This is a genomic window from Stenotrophomonas sp. SMYL86, assembly GCF_036320025.1.
In the GTDB taxonomy this organism is placed as follows: domain Bacteria; phylum Pseudomonadota; class Gammaproteobacteria; order Xanthomonadales; family Xanthomonadaceae; genus Stenotrophomonas; species Stenotrophomonas maltophilia_A.
Genome location: NZ_JAWIRU010000019.1, coordinates 1 through 20,359 on the forward strand (window position 1 = coordinate 1; position 20,359 = coordinate 20,359).

Sequence of the window (20,359 nt, forward strand, 5' to 3'; positions counted from 1 at the left end):
CCGACAGATCGCAGGAAACTGTCGAAGGCGGGGTGGGGGCGGGTGGGGGGGGGTGGGCGGGCTGGGTGGCCCGGGCCCCCCCCCGGGGGGGGGGGGGCGGCGCCCCCCCCCCCCCCCCCCCCCCCCCCCCCCCCCCCCCCCCCCCCCCCTCCCGCCCCCCCCCCCCCCCCCCCCCCCCCCCCGCCATGCCACGGATAGCCGGCTTCTGCTGTTGCTTCGGCTCTGGCCTCTGCAGGTGCCGGGTGCAACCCGGCCGATACCCTCCCAGTGCTAGGCTGTGGCTACCGACAACCACGGAGGCGGGATGGGGGCGATCGTGTTGTTGCCGCTGTGCGTGGACGATGCCGCACTCGACCGCTGCCTGGCCGCGCTGGATGCTGGCACTGCGCCGGGAACCGCGGTCTGGCTGGCCGATGACGCGCAGACCGGCCCGCGTGCGCAGGCGGTGGTGGAGCATTGGTTGGCGCATACGCCACTGCAGGCCGAATACACCCGCCGCGCGCGGCCGTTGGGCGAGGTCGCCCATCTGGATGAGATGCTGCGCGCCTGCGAGGGCATGGACGTGGCGGTGCTGGCGCCGGACAGCGTGCCCGCGCCGGGCTGGCTGCAGCAGCTGCAGGATGCCTTCGCCCGCGATGCCGCCATCGCCACCGCAACCCCGTGGTGCAATGCCGGCGAAACCGCTGCATGGCCGCGGCTGGGCGAGATCAATCCCGAACCGGAGGACCCGGCGCTGCTGGCACGCACCTGTGCCACGCTGCCGGTGCTGCATCCGGAGCTGCCCTCGGCGGTCACCCACGCGGTACTGGTGCGCGGCAACGCGCGCCGGCGTGCCGGCGGCCTGGACGTGGACAGCTACGTGGGTTGGAACGCGGCACTGGTGGACCTGAGCCTGCGCATGGCTGGCCTGGGATGGCGCAACGTGCTGTGCGAGACCGCCTTCGTCAGCGGGGCAGGGGAGGCGGTCAGCCGTGATGGCGATCTCGAGGCCCTGGCCGCGCGCTGGCCCGGGTGGGTGCCACGGCTGGCTGACTTCCTCATGCACGATCCGCTGCATGGCCTGCGTGCCGACCTGCAGCAGCGCATGCGGCAGGCGATAATGCCGAAGGAACAGGGTGACCTGTTCGTCTCGTCTTCCGCGCCGGAGCCTCCTGCTTGAATGTTGCCATTGCCGCCATCGTCGTCACCTACCAGAGCGGCAGCACCATCGACGCCTGCCTCTCGCGTCTGCGCCAGGCGCAGGACGTGGCCGAGATCCGGGTGATCGACAATGGCTCGATGGATGGCACGCTGGATATCGTGCAGCGCCATGCCAGCCACGACCCGCGCGTGCGTTTCGTCGGCAATCCGGACAATCCCGGCTTTGCCGCCGCCAACAACCAGGGCGTGGCCGATTCGCACAGCCCATGGCTGGCCTTCATCAACCCGGACCTGATGGTCGAACCGGAGACGTTGGCCGCACTGCGCAGCCGCGCGGAAGGACTGGGCGACTGCCTGCTCGGTGTCGAGCAGGTGGACGAGCAGGGCCATGCCGACGAAGCCGTGCGCCGCCGCGACCCGGATTTCCTGATGATGCTGCGCTCGCCGGGCAAGGGCTCGAAGCTGGCGGTGCCGCGTGACCCGCAGCAGGCGCTGCAGCGGGTGCCGGCGTTGTCCGGTGCGCTGCTGATGATGCCGCGTGCATTGTTCGACTGCATCGGAGGTTGGGACGCCGGCTATCGCCTGCATGCCGAAGACCTGGACCTGTGCCGGCGTGTACGCGAAGCCGGAGCAGTGGTGGCGATCGCCAATGACCTGCAGGTCACCCACGTTCGTGGCGTCTCCAGCCGCTCGCGGCCGTTCTTCGTTGAATGGCACAAGCACAAGGGCCTGTGGCGCTATTTCCAGAAGTTCGAGGCCAGGCAGCGTTCGCTGCCGGTGCGGGTAGCGGTGTGGGGCGCGATCTGGGCGCACGCGCTGATGCTGGTGCCGAAGCTGCTGCGCAGGGCGCTGTAGCGCCGCAAGAGCATCCACGCATGGCGTGGATCTACCAATGTTGTTTCCCGTGAGCTGAGTGTGGCCGCAGGCACCCCGGTTCACCCTGCCGGGCGCATAATCCGCCCCATGCCTATCATCCAGTCCCTGCTCGACACCGACCTGTACAAGTTCACCATGATGCAGGCGGTGCTCCACCAGCACCCCGGCGCCCAGGTGCAGTACCGGTTCAAGTGCCGCACGCCCGGCATCGACCTGGCCCATTACATCGACCAGATCGACGAAGAGATCGACCACCTGTGCAGCCTGCGTTTCAGCGACGCGGAGCTGGACTACATGCGTGGCCTGCGCTTCGTGAAGCCGGACTTCGCCGATTTCCTCGGCCTGTTCCACCTCGACCGCAAGTACATCCAGCTGCGCGCGTCGAAGACCGTGCCCGGCGAGATCGAACTGGACATCACCGGGCCCTGGCTGCACACCATTCTGTTCGAAGTGCCGCTGCTGGCGATCATCAACGAAGTCTGGTTCCGCAACACCACCACCGCCGACTTCGCCGAGGGCGAGCGCCGCCTGCAGGCCAAAGCCGCGCTGCTGCGTGATACCCCGGGGTTCGAGCAGTGCCGCATCGCCGACTACGGCAGCCGCCGCCGCTACTCGCGTGACTGGCATGCCCGTCTGCTGCCGCTGCTGCGCGATGCGCTCGGCCCGCAGCTGGTCGGCACCAGCAACGTGCACTTCGCCCGCCTGTACGGCATGACCCCGCACGGCACCATGGCCCATGAGTACCTGCAGGCGTTCCAGGCGCTGGGCCCGCGCCTGCGCGATTCGCAGGTGGCGGCACTGGAGTCGTGGGCACGCGAGTATCGCGGCGACCTCGGCATCGCGCTGTCCGACGTGGTCGGCCTGGATGCGTTCCTGCGCGACTTCGACATGTACTTCTGCAAGCTGTTCGACGGCGTCCGCCATGACTCCGGCGATCCGTTCGACTGGGGCGACCGCATGCTGGCGCACTTCCAGCAGCGCCGGGTGGATGCACGCAGCAAGGTGCTGGTGTTCAGCGATGGGCTCGACATCGCCAAGGTGATGCGCCTGTACGACTACTTCCGTGGTCGCTGCCAGGTCGCCTTCGGCGTCGGCACCCACCTGACCAATGATCTGGGGCCAACGCCGCTCAACATCGTCATCAAGATGGTCCGCTGCAACGGCCAGCCGGTGGCCAAGCTCAGCGATTCGCCGGGCAAGAGCATGTGCGACGACCCGGGCTACCTGGCCTATCTGCGCCAGGTGTTCGAGCTGCCGCCGGCGTAAACACGTCGGCTTACAGGTAGTCGACCACCACCAGGTAGGCGCCCTGCAGCGGCTGCTGCTTCGAAGCCTGCACGCTGTAACGCTCGGAGAAGGCGATATCGCCGGCGCGCATCGCGCTGGCCGACACCGACAGCTTCTGGCCCTGGCGCTTGCCGTTGCGCAGCGTCGCGGCCTGGCCATCGGCCAGCGCCGTCACGGCCACCGTCGAGCCCTTGGCCGAGGGCGGGCAGGCGGCCAGGCTCAGCTCACCCTGGGACAGGTTCGTCGTGCAGCCCGGCTCGGCGATACGGCCGCTGAAACGGATGCTGCCGCTGCTGGCCTGGGCCAGCGCACTGACGGACATCAGGGCCACACACAGCAGAATGGAGTTCCTCATGACACGTTCTCTGGTTCGGTGTGTCCTAGTTAGCGACAGGTTCGATCCGTCTTTAATAGGACAAATCCGAATCTGCTAGGGCCATCACCAAGAAAGAGTGATGCGCATCAAATAAGGCGATTTCCACCTGAAAAAAGCCTGTTTTCGCGCATGCCGAACGCGCCACGGGAAGCGTCATGCAGGGTCGTTTGTGACCTGATCGCCTTGCCGTCAAATCCCCCACGCCCGCCGGGCTCTCATTCCGCCTACCACGTCACATTTGAGGCGTCAATGAATTGGCGTTCAGAAAAATAATGAGACTTTCATCACAGTTGTGCCTATACTTGCGTCACGGATTCAGGGGAAGGTATGTCCGAGTCCGGCCACAGGTGAGACGCAAGGATGGGTCTTGATAGCCCGGCAGTGCTCCTTGCTTCCTCCTCTACTTCTCATCTCTTCAGTAGGGTTAGGTAAAAGCGAATGCACAAGATCAATATCATCGCCGCTCTGATGCTGGCCGCCGCTCCGCTGGCCGCCAACGCCGCCGACGGCACCATCACCTTCAACGGCAAGGTGACCGACAAGACCTGCACCATCTCGACCCCGGGCGGCAAGGACTTCTCCGTCAACCTGCCGACCGTGTCCAAGAACACCCTGGCCGCCGCCGGTAACGTTGCCGGTCGCACCCCGTTCGCCATCAACCTGACCAAGTGCAGCGCCGGCAACGTCGCGACCTACTTCGAGCCGGGTTCGACCGTTGACTTCAACACCGGCCGCCTGCTGAACCAGGCTTCGGCCAACGCTGCCACCAACGTGCAGCTGCAGCTGCTGGGCTCGAACAACCAGGTCCTGCCGATCAAGGCTGCAGGCGCTGGCCAGGCCCAGACCAACTCGCAGTGGGTCACCGTCGGCACCGACGGCTCGGCCGATCTGAACTACTACGCTGAGTACTACGCCACTGCCGCCGCCACCCCGGGCGACGTCACCAGCAGCGTCAAGTACACGATCATCTACAACTGATCGTAGTCGTACCCGCACTGGCCGGCGTACGCGCCGGCCAGTGCATCGCGGCCCCTGGCCACATACCTCGAGCGTAGTACTTCCGATGAAAGCATTCTTTCCCCGGGCGCTGCTGCTGGCAGCGTTCACGCTGCCCTTCTGCCAGAACGCTCTGGCCGGCGTGGTGGTCAATGGCACGCGAGTGATCTATCCGGCGCAGGCGCGCGAAGTCACCGTGCAGGTCGACAACGTGGGCGATTCGCCGGCGCTGGTGCAGGCCTGGATCGACAGCGGCGACGCCAACCAGACTGCCGATACCAGCGATGCCCCGTTCGTGCTGACGCCGCCGATCGCGCGCGTCGAACCGGGCCGCAGCCAGGCGCTGCGACTGATCTTCTCCGGCGCGCAGCTGCCGACCGACCGTGAGTCGGTGTTCTGGCTCAACGTGCTGGATGTTCCGCCGTCCCCGGACAACGCCGACAGCGGCGAACAGAATTACCTGCAGGTCGCGTTCCGTTCGCGCCTGAAGCTTTTCTACCGGCCGCAGGGCCTGAAGGGCGTCGCCAACGACGCGCCGGCAGCGCTGCGCTGGACCCGCACGGGCGACCGTCTGCGGGTGGAAAACCCGAGCCCCTTCCACGTCACTCTGGCCGAAGTACATGCCGTGACCGGCAGCAGTGAAAAGGCCGTCGAGGACAAGGGCGCGATGGTCGCGCCGAAGCAGAGCCTGGAGTTCGCCGCACCGGCGGGCACCGACCAGGTCCGCTTCATCACCATCAACGACTACGGCGGCCGGGTGGAACACACCATTCGCCTCGGCAGCACCGGGGGCTGAACGCGCCGCGCCGGCCTTGGGCCTGCGCATCCCGCCACCGCCGCTGTGCGGCGAATTGAAGGAATGTCAGTGTGATCGGAAACAGATTGACATTGTCGATCCATCAGGCGCTTTGCCTGTTGGTTGCTGGCGTGGCCTGCCCAGGATGGGCGCTGGCTGCCCCGGCCAATCTCGGCGAACAGGCGCTGATGGCGCAGAGTGGTGCGGCCAATGCGCGTGCACCGGAATCGGCCCAGTTCAACTCCAGCTTCCTGTCTGGCCAGGCCAAGCAGGTCGATCTGGCGGCCTTCAGCAACGGCAACCCGATGGTGGCCGGCACCTACCGTGTCGACGTCTACGTCAACGGTGCCTGGCAGGGCCGTCGCGATCTGCAGTTCAAGGCCGATGCGCAGGGCCGTGTCGACGCCTGCCTGCCGCTGCCGATGCTGGAAGAAATGGGCGTGGACAGCGAAGCCGTGCTGCTGCAGCAGGATCCGTCCGTGCCGACCGACAAGACCAGCTGCGTGCCGGTCCAGCAGCGCATGGCCAATGCCTATGGCGTCTATGACAGCGGCAACCTGCGCTACGACCTGAGCATCCCGCAGGTGTTCCTGCGTCGTGAGGCACGCGGCTACGTCAACCCGGCGCTGTGGGACCGCGGCATCAATGCCGGCTTCGTCGGCTACAGCTTCAATGCCATCGACAGCGACAGCCGTGTCGAAGGTGGCCAGCGCAACCGCAGTGCCTACCTCGGCCTCAACGCCGGCATGAACCTGGGTGGCTGGCAGTTCCGCCACGATTCGAACCTGACCTGGTCCGAGGGCGATGGCCGCCATTGGCAGAGCATCGCCACCTATGCGCAGCGCGGCATCCCGCAGGTGCGCGGCATGCTCACCATCGGTGAGGCCTACACCACCGGTGAACTGTTCGACTCGATCGGTTACCGCGGTGCCAGCCTGGCCAGCGACGACCGCATGCTGCCCGATTCGCTGCGCGGTTACGCGCCGGTCGTGCGCGGCATCGCCGAGACCAACGCACGCATCGAAGTGCGCCAGAACGAGCAGCTGATCTACTCCTCCACCGTGTCGCCGGGCAGCTTCGTCATCGACGACCTGTACCCGACCGGCTACGGCGGCGACCTGGAAGTGAGCGTGATCGAGGCCGATGGCCGCCGCCGCGAATTCAAGGTGCCGTTCGGTTCGGTGCCGCAGATGCTGCGCGAAGGCGTGTCGCGTTACTCGCTGACCGCCGGCCAGGTGCGCAACAAGCTGCTGGCCGATGAGCCGTGGCTGGTGCAGGGTACCTACCAGCGCGGTATCGGCAACCAGCTGACGCTGTACGGCGGCAGTGCACTGAGCGACGGCTACCTGTCGCTGCTGTACGGCGTCGGCCTGTCCACGCCGGTTGGCGCGTTCGCCGCCGACGTCACCCACGCACGTACGACGTTCGACCACTACGGCAACCACACCGGTGCCAGCGTGCGCTTGAGCTACAGCAACATGATCGGCGAGACCGGGACCAACCTGACCCTGGCCGCCTACCGCTATTCGACCGAAGGCTTCTACAGTCTGCAGGACGCGCTGTATGGCCGTGATTCGGACAAGCGCGGCATCGATCCGACCACCCGTGGCCGTCAGCGCAGCCAGTTCCAGGTAACGCTGAACCAGCCGCTGGGCCGTCGCGGCGGCGCGCTGTACGTGACCGGCTCGGTGCGTGACTTCTACGACCGCCCCGGCACCTCCAAGCAGTATCAGGTGGGCTACAACAACGCCTGGCGTTCGGTGAACTACGGCTTCTCGGCGCTGCGCACCGAAGAGGGCGTGCTCGGCCGTTCCGATACCCAGTACCTGCTGTCGATGAGCGTGCCGCTGGGTCGTGGTTCGCACCCGGTGTCGTTCAGCGCCGACCTCGGCGTGCGCGAGCGCGGTGGCTACGACAACAGCCGCGTTGGCATCACCGGTTCGACCGGCATCGACAACAACTTCAGCTACGGTGTGGCGCTGTCCGACTCCCGCGAAGGTGGCACCACCGCGGTGGGCAGTGCGGAATACCGCAGCCGCTACAGCGCGTTGAACGCGACCTACAGCCACTCGCGCGATTTCCGCCAGGCGTCGGTCGGTGCCAACGGCAGCGTGGTCGTGCATCCGGGCGGCTTCACCTTCACCCCGCAGCGTGGCGACACCATGGTGCTGGTGGAAGCGCCGGGCGCGCGCGATGCGATCGTCAGCAACGCCCCGGGCCTGCGCGTCGACGGCCGTGGCTATGCGGTGGTCCCGTACGTGTCGCCGTACCGCCTCAACACCGTCACCCTCGACCCGCAGGGCATGGCCCACGACGTCGAGCTGGAAAGCACCAGCCAGTCGATCGCGCCGTTCGCCGGTGCCATCAGCTACCTGCGCTTCGATACCCGCAAGGGCAACGCGCTGCTGATCCAGGTGCGCAACCCCGATGGCCGCACCATGCCGTTCGGTGCGCAGGTCAAGGACGAGCAGGGCCAGCCCGTGGGCATGGTCAGCCAGGGCGGCCGCCTGTACGTGCGCAGTGACAAGAACCAGGGCAGCCTGCTGGTGGAGTGGGGCGCCGGCGCCGACCAGCGCTGCACCGTTGATTACCAGGTACCGGCAGGCGCCGATGCGTCCAAGACCGGCTTCATCCCGCTGGAGGCAGCATGCCGATGATTTCTTCCCGTGGCCGCAAGGCGTTGGCTGCCATGGCCGTGCTCGGTGGCGTCGCCTTCGCCAGTCCGGCGTTCGCCAGTTGCTACATCACCCAATCCGGCTTCGTTGCGCAGGATGTTCAGATGGATATGGGGCAGATCGTGATCCTGCCCAATCTCGCTGTGGGTGGAGTGATCAAAGAGTTGATCGTGACCATCAATCAGCGGAACAGTATCGCCCGCTGTGATGGCTGGGGCGGCAATGCCAGTGGCCGCTTCGTCAATGCTGCACAGCAGACGCCGGTTCCGGGGTTCAGCAACGTTTATGCCACCGATGTGGCTGGGGTGGGTATTCGCGTCTATCGCGATTCTGGGGATATCCAGACCTACTACCCACATACTCTCAATTTGCGCGGCCCTGCCAATATATCGCTCAATGGCGGTCGCTTCCGTGTCGAGCTGATCAAGACCGCGGCGCAGACCGGCTCCGGCATCATTGCGCCGAATGGCCGGTTCACCACCTACTACTACGACGGCGATGGTACTGGCCGCCCGGTATTGACCTCGACCTTCAGGGGCTCGGGCACCACCGTGGTCAGCCCGACCTGTGAAGTGCAGGCCGGCAGCCGCAACATTGCTGTCGATTTCGGCAGCGTGCCCAACACCACCTTCACCGGTGTCGGTTCCAAGGCTGTCGATCGCGATTTCGAGATCCGCCTGAACTGCCAGGGCAGCAATGTCGCGCAGTATCAGAGCAAGATCGGTATCCGCCTGGATGCCGACCAGGACAGCTCGAACATGCCGGGCGTGCTGAAGCTCAGCGCGGCCACCAACAGTGCCACCCGCATCGGCATCCAGATGGTCCAGCGTGATGGCAGCACCGAGCGCGAAGTGCGTTTCGGCCAGACCGTCAACGTCGGTACCACCACGCCCGGCACCAGCACGATGACCTTGCCGCTGCGTGCGCGTTACGTGCAGACCCAGGCCGGCACGGTGGGTGCAGGTGTCGCAAACGGCCAGGCCACCTTCACCATCCAGTACGAGTAAGTCGGCCGCAGGCCGCGCCACTGCTGCGTTCCACCGCAACGTCGCCCGTTCCACGGGCGGCGTTGACTGCGTCTTGATCTTCCAACGATGAAGATCAATGCCACGACGCACGTACCATCATTCGAATGTGATGTACGTCGCGATTTTGGAGTTTCCTCATGAGGTGACCGTCTCCTGCCTGCGGGTGTTGGACGGGAACGCCGAAAGGATCCAGACGTGGCTACAGCTCCTGGCATTCCCTCGCGCCGGCCTTTCGGAGCGCTGCGATGAAGGTCCTGTCGGTGTTCGGCACGCGACCGGAAGCGATCAAGATGGGGCCGCTGGTAAGGGCCCTGGCGGAGGCTGCGGACATCGAATCGGTGGTCTGCATCACCGGCCAGCACCGGGCGATGCTGGACCAGGTGATGTCGCTGTTCGCGATCACCGCCGACCATGACCTCGATGTCATGGTGCCCAACCAGACCCTCAATGGCCTGTGTTCCAAGCTGTTCGAACGGCTTGACGCGCTCTACACGCAGGTTCGCCCGGACCGGGTACTGGTGCACGGCGATACCACCACGGCGATGACCGCCGCACTGGCCGCGTTCCACCACCGCATTCCGATCGGTCACGTCGAGGCCGGCCTGCGCACCGGCGACATCAACCGGCCGTGGCCGGAGGAAATGAACCGGCGGGTGATCGATGTGGTCGGCCACCAGCTGTACGCGCCCACGCCCAGCTCGCGCGCCAACCTGGCCGGTGAACACCTGGGCGGGCAGATCCTGGTCACCGGCAATACCGTCATCGATGCCCTGCAGCAGACCGTAGAGCGGCTGGATGCCGACCCGGCGCTGCGTGCGCGGGCTGACGAACCCTTCCACATGCTTGACCCCGATCGTCGCCTGCTGCTGGTCACCGGCCATCGCCGCGAGAGTTTCGGCCAGGGCTTCGAGGACATCTGCCGTGCGCTGGCCGAACTGGCCCGGCGGCCGGACCTGCAGGTGCTGTATCCGGTGCATCTCAACCCGAACGTGCAGGGGCCGGTCAACGCCCACCTCGGCCATCTCGACAATGTGCACCTGGTGCCGCCGCAGGACTACCTGCACTTCGTGCGCCTGATGCAGCGCGCCGACGTCATCCTCACCGACTCCGGTGGCGTGCAGGAAGAAGCGCCTGCGCTGGCCAAGCCCGTGCTGGTCATGCGCGATGTCACCGAACGCCCGGAGGCGGTCGAGGCCGGAGTGGTGACGCTGGTCGGCACCAGGCCCTCGCGCATTGTCGAGGCGGTCAACGCGGCACTGGCACAACCACCGCATCCGACCCGCTTCGATCCCGACGCCAGTCCCTACGGCGATGGCCGTGCCAGCGCGCGCATCGTCGCCGCCCTGCGTGGCACGCCCCTTCCCGAATTCTCGCCCGGCCTCCGCAACAGCGGTGCCGCCCACCTCCATCCACGCGAAGTGACGCCATGACCCAGACCGGCCGCTCTCCCCTGTTTGCATCCGCCGCCGCGTTCGTCCTGTCGGGCGTGGTTGCCAGTGCCCATGCCGCCGACAGCGTCGCCGGCCAATTCGCCGAATGGAGCGGCGACAGCACGGTCAACCGGCAGATGACCCTGCGTGAACTCGGTTTCCGCCAACCGCTGGTGCTCAGCGGGCAGGAGAGCCAGCGCGAGGTCTACCTGCCGGTGCCGGCCGGCGTCGCCACCCGCGATGCGCAGCTGCAGCTGGACGGGCGCTATGTGCGCGGCCACGCCGGGCGCACTTCCGGCCTGTGGTCGGTCGATGGCGATCCGATCGCCGCGCGCTCGATCACCGATGCGCAGGGCGACGCCAGCCAGCTGCTGGCCATTGATGGCGAACCTCGCCAGAACGGCTTCGTGCGGGTCGGCGTCGGCTGGTGGTCGATCGTCTCCGACTACCAATGTGCCGACCAGAGCGCGCCGGCCAACGTGTTGCGGCTGTCGCCGGACTCGCGTTTCAGCTACCGCTTCGACGGCCGCGCCGTGGACACCGTGGCCAAGGCCTGGGGCGCGCTGCCACCGCAGGTGCGCCTGCTGGTGGACGGCAAGGCGCTGCAGGCGCCGGCCTACGATGCCGCCTGGCGCGTCGGTACCGCGTTGCAGGGCGGTGGCAAGCAGGTGCAGGTGGTGGCGCTGCCCAAGGTCGGTGACAGTGTCGACCTGACCGGCATCAGCATCCCGGCCAGCCTGCAGAGCGTGCCGGCCTACGCTGCGCTGGCGACGGGCGAGCGTGCGCATGTGATCAAGGATCTGGCTGAAGTTGGCGCGCTGCTGTCGCTGCGTGACAGCGGGCCCTTGGCCGCTGACGTGATGATCGGCAGTGATGCGCTGCGGGCCGGCGTACGCGCGGCACTGGACGCGCTGGCCGTACAGGTTGCGGCTACGGGTGCCGATGCGGGCGCTGCCTTCGCCGCGTGGCGCGGTACCGATATGGGCGGCCTGGAAAAGCCCACGGCCAACGCATCGGTCAGCGTGGTCGCCGTTGCTGGCCGTCCGACGCTGGTGGTCGACCCGGCGGCGGCGGGCAAGGTCGCCGGGTTGTTCGCCGAACAGTGGCGCAGCTATGCGCTGGGCCGCAGCCTGCAGGTCAGCGCGGCGGGAACACCGAAGCTGGAAGGAGACCAGGTGCTGCTGAGCCGGCTCGGCAACATCGCCGGTACGATGGATGTGGTCACCCGCGCGGACCGCAGTGCCACCTTCGACCTCGGCGCGCTGTCGGCCGATGGGCGCCTGCCCGAGGAAGTGGTGATCGATGTCTCGGCGGCGCCCAACGCCGCCGGGCAGGGCGCGGTGGCCACGATCCATTTCAACGATTACCTGCTGGGCGGCAAGGTGCTGTCGGCCAATGGCCAGCCGCAACGGCTGGTGGCCAAGGTGCCGGCCTACGCGCTGTCGGCGCGCAACGAGATCCGCGTCAGCTTCCTGCGCCAGCCGGCACGACCTTATTGCCACGATCCCGCCACCGCCTATCCGGTCTCGATCCTGCCCAGCAGCCACCTGACCCTGGCCAAGCGGTCGCTGGGCAGTGATTTCGTCGGCGCCAGCAGTCAGCTGTCGCGCGGCAACCAGGTGTTCGTGCCGGCCACGTGGCTGCAGGATGCACCGGCATCGCTGCGCAAGGTGATTGCGGTGGCCAGTGCAGTGGGTGCCTCGCCGGAGGCGTCGGAACTGAAGGTGGTCGATGCCGGTGCGGCGGTCAGCCCGGGTGCGCCGTGGCTGGCGTTCGGTGTGGCGCCATCGGGTGTCGATGTGGCCGGCCTGAAGGACGGTCATCTGCTGCTCGGCGGGGAGCCGCAGCCGCTGCTGGATGTCAGCGGGCTGGATCGTGCCGCGGTGGTGCAGGTCGGCACCGCCGGCGGGCAGCTCGGCGTGCTGTACAGCGACCTGGGCGCACAGGCACCGCCGTTCGGCGCACCGTTCCGGCTGCTGCGCGGTGATCTCGCCGTGCTCGACGGCAGTGATGCCGTGCGCGAATTCGACCGCCAGGATCCCTATGGCACGCGTATCGCGCAGGACGGCAATCCGCAATCGAAGTGGGAACGGCACATGGTCTGGTTGCTGCTGCTGGTCGGCGTGATCGTGTTCGCGCTGCTGGCCGCCCGCGTTACCCAGGTGCGCCGCCGCAAGTCCGCCAACACAGGGCACTGATCCACCGTGGACGGTCTGTTCTGGAACATCCAGCTGGCCAACTACTACGCTGCCCTGGAAACCACGGCGGCGGCGGTGGCCGTGCTGATCCTGATCTCCAGCCTCGATGACCTGTTCATCGATGTCTGGTACTGGGTGCGCGAGAGCTGGCGGGCGCTCACCATCAAGCGTCGCGAGGCGTACCGGCCACTGACCCAGGAAGACCTGCTGCAGCGGCCGCAACAGCCGCTGGCGATCATGGTGCCGGCGTGGATGGAGTACGACGTCATCGCGCAGATGGTGGAGAACATGATCAACGTACTCGACTACCGCGAGTACGTCGTGTTCGTCGGCACCTATCCCAACGACCAGCAGACCATCGACGAAGTGGAGCGCATGCGCCGCCGCTACAAGCGCCTGCGCCGCGTGGAAGTGCCGCATGACGGGCCGACCAGCAAGGCCGACTGCCTGAACTGGCTGATCCTGGCCATCTTCGATTACGAGAAACGCCACGACATCGAGTTCGCCGGGGTGATCCTGCACGACAGCGAGGACGTGCTGCACCCGATGGAACTGCGCTTCTACAACTACCTGCTGCCGCGCAAGGACATGATCCAGTTGCCGGTCACCTCGCTGGACCGCGAGTGGTACGAACTGGTGGCCGGCGTCTACATGGACGAGTTCGCCGAATGGCATGCCAAGGATCTGGTGGTGCGTGAAAGTGTTTCCGGCATGGTGCCGTCGGCGGGCGTCGGCACCTGCTTCTCGCGGCGCGCGCTGCTGGCACTGAGCGCGCAGACCGACAACCAGCCCTTCAACACCGACAGCCTCACCGAGGACTACGACGTCGGTGCGCGGCTGGCGGCGATGGGGATGCAGTCGATCTTCGCGCGCTTCCCGGTGCAGTTCCGCGTGCGTCGCCCGTCCTGGTTCGGCTGGGGCCCGGTACGCGAGCGCACCCAGCAGATGGCGCTGTGCGTGCGCGAGTACTTCCCCGACAACTTCCGCGCATCGTACCGGCAGAAGGCGCGGTGGGTGCTGGGCATCGGCCTGCAGAGCTGGGAGTCGCTGGGCTGGCGCGGCTCGCTGGCCACCAAGTACCTGCTGGCGCGCGACCGCAAGGGCATCATCACCTCGTTCGTCAGCATCATCGCCTACGTCATCTTCCTGCAGCTGCTGCTGTTCTGGCTGTTGAAGATGACCGGGCTGTGGACGATGCAGTTTCCCAGCGTGTTCCAGGCCGGTACCTGGCAGATGAACGTGGCGCTGCTGACCACGGCGGCGCTGGCCACCCGCGTCGTGCAGCGCTTCTACTTCGTCAACCGGCTGTATGGCTGGGAGCATGCGCTGATGTCGATCCCGCGCATGGTGGTCGGCAACATGATCAATTTCATGGCCACCGCACGCGCGTGGAAGGTGTTCCTGGCCTACCTGCTGTTCGGCAAGCGCATGGTCTGGGACAAGACCATGCACGACTTCCCGGATGCGGCGCAGCTGGTGCAGACCCGCAAGCAGCTCGGTGAGCTGTTGACCACCTGGCAGGCGGTGGAACCCGAACGCCTGCAGCAGGCGCTGGATCAGCAGCAGGCAGGGCGCCAGCAGCCGCTGGGCCGCATCCTGCTCACCCAGGGCTGGCTGGATGATGAAACGCTGGCCGAGGCGATCGCCTTCCAGGGCGACCTGCCACGCGCGGTCATCGACGTGGACTACCTGCGCGCCTGCCAGTTCCCGGTCAGTGCCGATGCCTGCGTGCAATGGCGCATGCTGCCGCTGCCACCGCGTGAGCAAGGCACCCTGCGGCTGGCCGTCGCCAGCCCATTGCCCGAAGAGGCGTTGGCGCTGCTGAAGCAGGAAACCCGCAGTGAGCACGTCGAACAGAGCATCGCCCGCGAAAGCGAAATCAACGCGGGCCTGCGCCTGATCGGCGGCGACCGGCAGTGGCACCTGGACAACGTGCCGCTGCTGGGCGACCTGCTGGTGGAGATGCGCCTGATCGACCACGCGCGCTTCGAGATCGCACTGGATGACTACATGCCGCAGCGCGACGGCCGCATCGGCGATTACCTGGTCAAGCAGGGCATCACCACCGAGGAGGCCGTGGCCCAGGCCATGCAGGAGCAGCGCCGGCGTGCGGCCACGCTGCAGTCGCCGCCTCCAGGAGCCTTGCCGGCATGAAGACCACGCTGCTGTCCACCGTCATTGCCGTCGCGTTGGCCACGGCCAGCGTATCGGTACAGGCCCAGGCCGATGCGCAGCTGCCATTGTCTGGAGCTGCCTACCGCATCGCCGAGCAGGCGTTTGCCGCCTATGAACGTGGCGATTACCCCGCGGCCTACCAGCAGTCCAGTGAAGCGATCCGGCTGCGCCCGGATGTGGTGCGGCTGCGCCTGCTGCAGATCTATGCGCTGCAGAAGCTCGGGCGTGGCGCAGAAGCGCAGCAGCAGGCGCGCCGTGCGCTGGACGCGGGGATGAAAGATCCGGCCTTGCCGGCGCTGGCGGCTGCCACCGCTGCACGTAGCGCGGCAACCGGAGGCGAAGGTGCGCGCACGACATCCCCATCGCGTCCGGTCGGCAGCGCCGCAGACCGCAGCAGGCAGCAGGCCTACGCGCTGGCCACCGAGGCGTACGCGGCCTATGACGCCGGGCGGATGGGAGAGGCGGCCAGCAAGGCCGAGCAGGCGTTCCGGCAGCAGCCGAAACAGGGCGCATGGGCCCTGCTGTGGGTGGCGGCACTGGAGGCACAGCAACAGCCCGAACAGGCCGACGCCGCCATCGGCACCGCGCTGCAGCTGGGTGCACCGAATGCCGAGGCGCTGCGCACGCGGCGCGTGGCACTGGGTCGCCAACGCGCCCTGCTGCAGGCCCAGCAGGCCTATCAATCGCTGTCCGCAGGCGAGGATGCCGCCGCCATTGAGCAGGCACACGCTGCCGTGGAACTGGCCCCCGACGTGGCTTCATACCGGCTGCTGCTGATCACCGCGCAGCTGCAGGGCGATCAGCTGGCCGACGCTGAGCACAGTGCTGATCAGGCATTGCAGGTAGATGCCAACGACCTCAATGCACGGGTCATGCGCGGTTACCTGCGCCAGCGCCAGGGCAGCACGTTACGGGCCAATGAAGATTTCGACGCCGCGCTTGCCACGCCGGGATCAACCGCGCAGCAGCGCAACGTGCGACTGCTGGCGGTAGATGCGGCACTGGCCGCAGGTGATCGGGTACGCGCTGCTGCACTGCTGGCACCGTTGCAGGCGGCGGTACCGCCAGCTGAAGGCGATGCACGGACACGGCAGCTTCTGCAGCAGGGCATCGAGCAACGCAGCCGGGCGATCCGCTCCAGTCGCGAGCTTCCGCGTATGAGCGCGCAGACCTATCCGGTGCCGTTCCAGCACTGCCAGTCGGGCGACACAGGCAATGTCTGCGAGTTGATGCCGGCCGACCTGCAGGGCGACGGCGGTGCCGCACAGCGTGCCTATGCTGCCTACGCGCGCCAGGATTACACCGATGCCATCGGTGAGGCACGGCAGGCCGTGCAACTCGCACCGGACGACGCGAACCTGCAAGCCCTGCTGACCACCACGCTGGCAGCGGGCAACCGCGCACAGCAGGACGAAGCACGGCAGCGCCTGGATGCGGCACTGGCACAGCGTCCTGACGATGCGGAGGCGCTGATGCAGCGCGGCTACCTCAACCAGAAGGCGCACGAACCTGCGCAGGCACTGGCCGACTTCCGTGCCGCCGAGGCCACCGGCAAGGCACCGAAAAGCGTGGTGCTGGACCAGGCCTACGCCAGCGCAGCCAACGGCGATCATCCACAGGCGGTGTCACTGCTGCGTAGCGCCATCGACCGCGCCGACGTCGGTGAGCTGCCGCTGGATGAGCATCAGCGCTACAACGTGCGCAATGCCATCGCCAACTATTCACGCGAGTGGGGCGTGGTCGCCTCGGCGGGTTTCCGGGGTGCGCGCCAGGCCGCAACCAATGTCGGCGGTGCGGCGATCAGTACGCCCGGCGATTCGGTGTTCAGTACGCTGGAGGCGTTCTGGCGGCCACCAGCGTTCAATGACCAGCATGGCACGCTGGAGCTCTACGCACGCCTGCTCAACACGCTGTACGACGAGGGTGGCACCTACGAGTCGATCCGTGCGGTGGATCCGTGCACCGGCGAATCAACGCCAGATGCGCGTGCACGCGCCGAGCGCCTCAGTCATTCGCGCTCGACCACCGGCTGGCCGTCCACCATCGCCTCGTTCGGCCTGCGCTACGCCTTTGGCCAGACCGGTTTGAGCGCCGGCATCGAGCGCCGCCAGTTCCTGGGCAGTGCCACCCGCCAGGGCGAGGTCTACCCCGCATCGGCAGCGGTGCAGTGCCGCCTGCAGCTGGCCCTGAACCGGCCACTGGAAGCCAGCACGCTGGCGCGCTACCGCTTGGCCAGCGGTTCCGGTGGATGGATGTCCTACCTGACCTATGGTTATTACCACGGCACCGATCTGCGCACCGATGTGAACCAGTGGTGGATGGTCAGTGGCTATGCGCAGGGGGGATATACCTGGGACGACAACGGTGCCACCTTCACCCTCGACGCGCTCGATGCCAACGGCACGCCGGTGCGGCGGATCGGCGACGCCAACGGGCGCCTGCATCGCGAACAGTGGTTCGCTGCTGGTGAACTGCGCGCCGGGCGCAGCTTCCGTTTCGGTGCCGGGCAGACGCACTGGGTGGTGACACCCTATGTCGTGGTTGGCGCCGATTGGCTGGACCAGCGCTCGCGCGTGCGTGACATCCGTTATCCGCCGTTCCCGGCGCAGTCGTTCGCGCTCAATGATACACAGCGCAGCTGGTCACTTGGCGCAGGGCCAGGTGTGGGCGTGCGTTACTGGTTCCGCGAGGACCACTACAACACGCCGCGTTCCTACCTGGACCTGACCGTGCAGTACCGCATCGCCATCGGCGGTGGTGATACGCAGCGTGCCAAGGGCCTGTTCGCCACCGCCATCCTCTACTACTGAGGCAGGCCCCAGCGTCGCCGCAGCGCTGCGGCCTGCGGTGTGTCCTGGGTCAGCCATGGCTCCAGTGCATAGACCAGCACGTGCTGTGCGCCGCTGTCGCGTGCCCATGCCAACTGCCGCTGGATGCGTGCGGCATCGGCCGTTTCGCCCTTGAATCCGCTGCCGTCGGCGGGGCCGCCGGGCAGTTCGCGGAACAGTTCAACGATCGCATCGAAACCGATGCCGTTGGCATGGAGAAGATCGAGCAGCGGTTGCAGCTGCTGCACGTTGCCGGCGCCGGCCACCCCCACGCCGTCCTGCACCATGGGCCGCACGGCCGCGTGCGCGAGTACCGCCTGCCACAGCGTGACCAGGTTGCCATTGGTCTGCAGGCGGCTGAAGTAACAGGAGATCGCACAGTCACCGCCGCGTGCGCCGGCGGCCTGCACCAGGCCGTGCAACCACTGCGCCAGCCACAGCTGGCGGGCCGGATCGGCCCAGTGATACTGCTCCAGCTCGTAGGGCAGGTACCAGCCCCCGAAGGCCGGCTGCTGCGCCCAGGGCGCCTGTGCCAACCAGCGGCGTGCCTGCACCAGGCTGTCGGCCAGGAAGGCCTGCAGCGTGGCATCGTCGGCGCCGATGGCCTGCCACCAGCGCTGCTGGAAGGGCAGGCCGACGCGGATGCGGATGTCGTTCTCGCTGGCGGCGGTGAACAGCTGCTGCAGGCTGCTGTCCGGCAGCGACCAGTCGCCGTCGCTGCCACCGACGATGCCGGTCCACTGCAGCACCAGCTGCCGGCAGCCCAGCGTACGTGCAAGCTTCAAGGATCGTTGCCAGTCGGCCAGGTCCCACTGCAGGTGGCTGCGCCACGGCTGCAGGAAGGTGCCATCGACCTGCACCGGCAACGAGCAGCCGGGCAGGGTGGTCAGCGCAGTGGCCAGCGGTGCCAGCACTGCCGCACGCAGCAGCCGGCGGCGCAACGGCGAAGACGGATCCGCGGGAAGGTCAGGCCGAACCATGCCCGCATCATCCCAGAGCACCGTGCGCAGCAGGTGAACCAGCGCCCGGTAGCGCCGGCCGCTGGCCGAAGCGTGCTCTGGTAGTGCCGGCCGCTGGCCGGCATCACCTACCGCTTATTCCAACGCGTAGCGCAGGGTGAACAGCACCGCCACCAGCCACACCGCCGGATGCACTTCGCGCCAGCGGCCGGTACCGGCCTTCAGCGCGGCATAGGCGATGAAGCCGAACGCCAGGCCATTGGCGATGGAGTAGGTGAACGGCATCGCCAGCGCACACAGTGCGGCCGGCACCGATTCGGTCAGGTCGCTCCAGTCCACTTCCACCAGCTCACGCAGCATCAGCCCGGCCACGAACAGCAACGCCGGTGCGGTGGCATAGCTGGGCACCATCGCCGCCAGCGGCGAGAACAGCAGCGCGGCCAGGAACAGAGCCGATACCACCAGTGCGGTCAGGCCGGTGCGGCCGCCGACCTGCACGCCCGAGGCGCTTTCGGCAAAGGCCGTGGTGCTGCTGGTGCCGAGCATCGAACCGGCCACGATCGCGGTGCTGTCGGCCAGCAGCGCACGGCCGAAGCGCTTCTGCGCGCCCGGCAGCTTCAGCAGGCCGGCGCGGCCGACCACGCCATACAGGGTGCCAGTGGCATCGAACACTTCCACCAGCACGAACACCAGCACCACCTGCAGCAGCACCGCGATCGGCGCACCGCCGTCATGGTGCAGCAGGCCCGGCAGGTCCAGCTGCAGGAAGGTCGGCGCCAGGCTTGGCGGCAGCGAGACCAGGCCCTGGTACTGCACGTCGCCCAGCGCCCAACCGGCGCCGGTCACCGCCAGGATGCCGATCAGGATCGCGCCACGGATGCGGCGCGCTTCCAGCACCGCGATCAGCAGGAAACCGGCCAGCGCCAGCAGCGGCGGCGCCGTGTTCAACGGGCCCAGCGCCACCAGCGTGTCTTCATTGCCGACGATCACGCCGGACTTCTGCAGCGCGATGATCGCCAGGAACAGGCCGATGCCGGCCACGATGGCCGAGCGCAGCGACGAAGGAATACCCGACACCAGCCATGCACGCACACCGGTCAGCGACAGCACCAGGAACACCAGGCCGGAGATGAACACCGCGCCCAGTGCCTGCTGCCACGGCAGGCCGGCAGCGCCGACCACAGTGAAGGCGAAGAACGCGTTCAGGCCCATGCCGGGCGCCATGCCGACCGGGAAGTTGGCGGCCAGCGCCATCACTGCCGAACCCAGCGCAGCCGCCAGGCAGGTGGCCACGAACACCGCGCCCGCATCCATGCCGGTGGTGCCGAGAATCTCGGGATTGACGAAGACGATGTAGGACATCGTCAGGAAGGTGGTGACACCGGCCAGCAGCTCGGTGCGCACGGTGGTGCCGTGCTGCTGCAGCTGGAACAGGCGCTCGAACAGGGACATGGGGGAATCTCGCGACAATAATGCGTCACGACCAACGGTCGTGACCTACCCGAATGCAGAACGTGGGTGCCGACCGTTGGTCGGTACGCTTCACAGCGTCACCACCAACGGTGGCGACCTACCAAAAGGAGAAAGGCCGCGCG

Annotated in this window: 14 protein-coding genes; 11 read left to right on the forward strand and 3 right to left on the reverse strand. The window is 67.3% G+C overall.

What is annotated here, in order from left to right:
- Positions 1-304: 304 nt before the first annotated feature.
- The 3 genes from V3B64_RS17680 to pncB all read left to right on the forward strand — a co-directional run bounded on the left by V3B64_RS17680 (position 305) and on the right by pncB (position 3,282).
- Complete coding sequence (locus tag V3B64_RS17680; protein ID WP_329914607.1) at positions 305-1,159, forward strand: glycosyltransferase; 855 nt, start codon at positions 305-307, stop codon at positions 1,157-1,159.
- The gene (locus tag V3B64_RS17685) at positions 1,156-1,995 is read left to right on the forward strand and encodes a glycosyltransferase family 2 protein (protein ID WP_329914608.1); all 840 of its coding nucleotides are present in this window, start codon (positions 1,156-1,158) and stop codon (positions 1,993-1,995) included. Before V3B64_RS17680 ends, V3B64_RS17685 begins: the two co-directional genes overlap by 4 nt.
- 108 nt (positions 1,996-2,103) lie before the next feature.
- Positions 2,104-3,282, forward strand: a complete 1,179-nt coding sequence (pncB, locus tag V3B64_RS17690; RefSeq protein WP_010482009.1) for a nicotinate phosphoribosyltransferase — start codon at positions 2,104-2,106, stop codon at positions 3,280-3,282.
- A 10-nt stretch (positions 3,283-3,292) separates the two neighbouring features.
- Here the strand turns inward: pncB and V3B64_RS17695 are convergent, their stop codons facing one another.
- Positions 3,293-3,658: a hypothetical protein gene (locus tag V3B64_RS17695; RefSeq protein WP_329914609.1), complete on the reverse strand. Its 366-nt coding sequence runs from the start codon at positions 3,656-3,658 to the stop codon at positions 3,293-3,295.
- A gap of 459 nt (positions 3,659-4,117) precedes the next feature.
- Here V3B64_RS17695 and V3B64_RS17700 point away from each other — a divergent pair, with 459 nt between their 5' ends.
- The 8 genes from V3B64_RS17700 to V3B64_RS17735 all read left to right on the forward strand — a co-directional run bounded on the left by V3B64_RS17700 (position 4,118) and on the right by V3B64_RS17735 (position 17,787).
- A complete protein-coding gene (locus V3B64_RS17700) occupies positions 4,118-4,657 on the forward strand; it encodes a fimbrial protein (protein WP_032128057.1) in 540 nt (179 codons plus the stop codon).
- 85 nt (positions 4,658-4,742) lie between these two features.
- Positions 4,743-5,471: a molecular chaperone gene (locus V3B64_RS17705; protein WP_032128056.1), complete on the forward strand. Its 729-nt coding sequence runs from the start codon at positions 4,743-4,745 to the stop codon at positions 5,469-5,471.
- 92 nt (positions 5,472-5,563) lie between these two features.
- The gene (locus V3B64_RS17710) at positions 5,564-8,128 is read left to right on the forward strand and encodes a fimbria/pilus outer membrane usher protein (protein WP_329914632.1); all 2,565 of its coding nucleotides are present in this window, start codon (positions 5,564-5,566) and stop codon (positions 8,126-8,128) included.
- Positions 8,119-9,153, forward strand: coding sequence for a fimbrial protein (locus V3B64_RS17715; RefSeq protein WP_329914610.1), 1,035 nt, complete (start codon positions 8,119-8,121; stop codon positions 9,151-9,153). Before V3B64_RS17710 ends, V3B64_RS17715 begins: the two co-directional genes overlap by 10 nt.
- Before the next feature lie 266 nt (positions 9,154-9,419).
- Positions 9,420-10,604, forward strand: a complete 1,185-nt coding sequence (gene wecB / locus V3B64_RS17720) for a UDP-N-acetylglucosamine 2-epimerase (non-hydrolyzing) (RefSeq protein WP_329914611.1) — start codon at positions 9,420-9,422, stop codon at positions 10,602-10,604.
- Positions 10,601-12,802, forward strand: a complete 2,202-nt coding sequence (locus V3B64_RS17725; protein WP_329914612.1) for a hypothetical protein — start codon at positions 10,601-10,603, stop codon at positions 12,800-12,802. Before wecB ends, V3B64_RS17725 begins: the two co-directional genes overlap by 4 nt.
- A 6-nt stretch (positions 12,803-12,808) precedes the next feature.
- Positions 12,809-14,956, forward strand: a complete 2,148-nt coding sequence (locus V3B64_RS17730) for a glycosyl transferase family protein (RefSeq protein ID WP_134950783.1) — start codon at positions 12,809-12,811, stop codon at positions 14,954-14,956.
- Positions 14,953-17,787: a hypothetical protein gene (locus V3B64_RS17735; RefSeq protein WP_329914613.1), complete on the forward strand. Its 2,835-nt coding sequence runs from the start codon at positions 14,953-14,955 to the stop codon at positions 17,785-17,787. The genes V3B64_RS17730 and V3B64_RS17735 overlap by 4 nt, the downstream gene beginning before the upstream one ends.
- On the opposite strand, the gene V3B64_RS17740 is transcribed toward V3B64_RS17735, so the two are convergent.
- Positions 17,781-18,785, reverse strand: a complete 1,005-nt coding sequence (locus V3B64_RS17740) for a DUF4434 domain-containing protein (protein WP_329914614.1) — start codon at positions 18,783-18,785, stop codon at positions 17,781-17,783. The genes V3B64_RS17735 and V3B64_RS17740 overlap by 7 nt on opposite strands.
- A gap of 114 nt (positions 18,786-18,899) precedes the next feature.
- Positions 18,900-20,216: an NCS2 family permease gene (locus V3B64_RS17745; protein WP_005408048.1), complete on the reverse strand. Its 1,317-nt coding sequence runs from the start codon at positions 20,214-20,216 to the stop codon at positions 18,900-18,902.
- Positions 20,217-20,359 lie beyond the last annotated feature (143 nt).

Excerpts from the sequence above, each read along its gene's own strand:
- V3B64_RS17705 (WP_032128056.1), top strand. The coding sequence starts at position 4,743 with ATGAAAGCATTCTTTCCCCGGGCGCTGCTGCTGGCAGCGTTCACGCTG.
- V3B64_RS17745 (WP_005408048.1), bottom strand. The coding sequence starts at position 20,216 with ATGTCCCTGTTCGAGCGCCTGTTCCAGCTGCAGCAGCACGGCACCACC.
- V3B64_RS17715 (WP_329914610.1), top strand. The coding sequence starts at position 8,119 with ATGCCGATGATTTCTTCCCGTGGCCGCAAGGCGTTGGCTGCCATGGCC.
- pncB (WP_010482009.1), top strand. The coding sequence starts at position 2,104 with ATGCCTATCATCCAGTCCCTGCTCGACACCGACCTGTACAAGTTCACC.
- V3B64_RS17735 (WP_329914613.1), top strand. The coding sequence starts at position 14,953 with ATGAAGACCACGCTGCTGTCCACCGTCATTGCCGTCGCGTTGGCCACG.
- V3B64_RS17695 (WP_329914609.1), bottom strand. The coding sequence starts at position 3,658 with ATGAGGAACTCCATTCTGCTGTGTGTGGCCCTGATGTCCGTCAGTGCG.
- V3B64_RS17700 (WP_032128057.1), top strand. The coding sequence starts at position 4,118 with ATGCACAAGATCAATATCATCGCCGCTCTGATGCTGGCCGCCGCTCCG.
- V3B64_RS17740 (WP_329914614.1), bottom strand. The coding sequence starts at position 18,785 with ATGGTTCGGCCTGACCTTCCCGCGGATCCGTCTTCGCCGTTGCGCCGC.
- V3B64_RS17725 (WP_329914612.1), top strand. The coding sequence starts at position 10,601 with ATGACCCAGACCGGCCGCTCTCCCCTGTTTGCATCCGCCGCCGCGTTC.
- wecB (WP_329914611.1), top strand. The coding sequence starts at position 9,420 with ATGAAGGTCCTGTCGGTGTTCGGCACGCGACCGGAAGCGATCAAGATG.
- V3B64_RS17680 (WP_329914607.1), top strand. The coding sequence starts at position 305 with ATGGGGGCGATCGTGTTGTTGCCGCTGTGCGTGGACGATGCCGCACTC.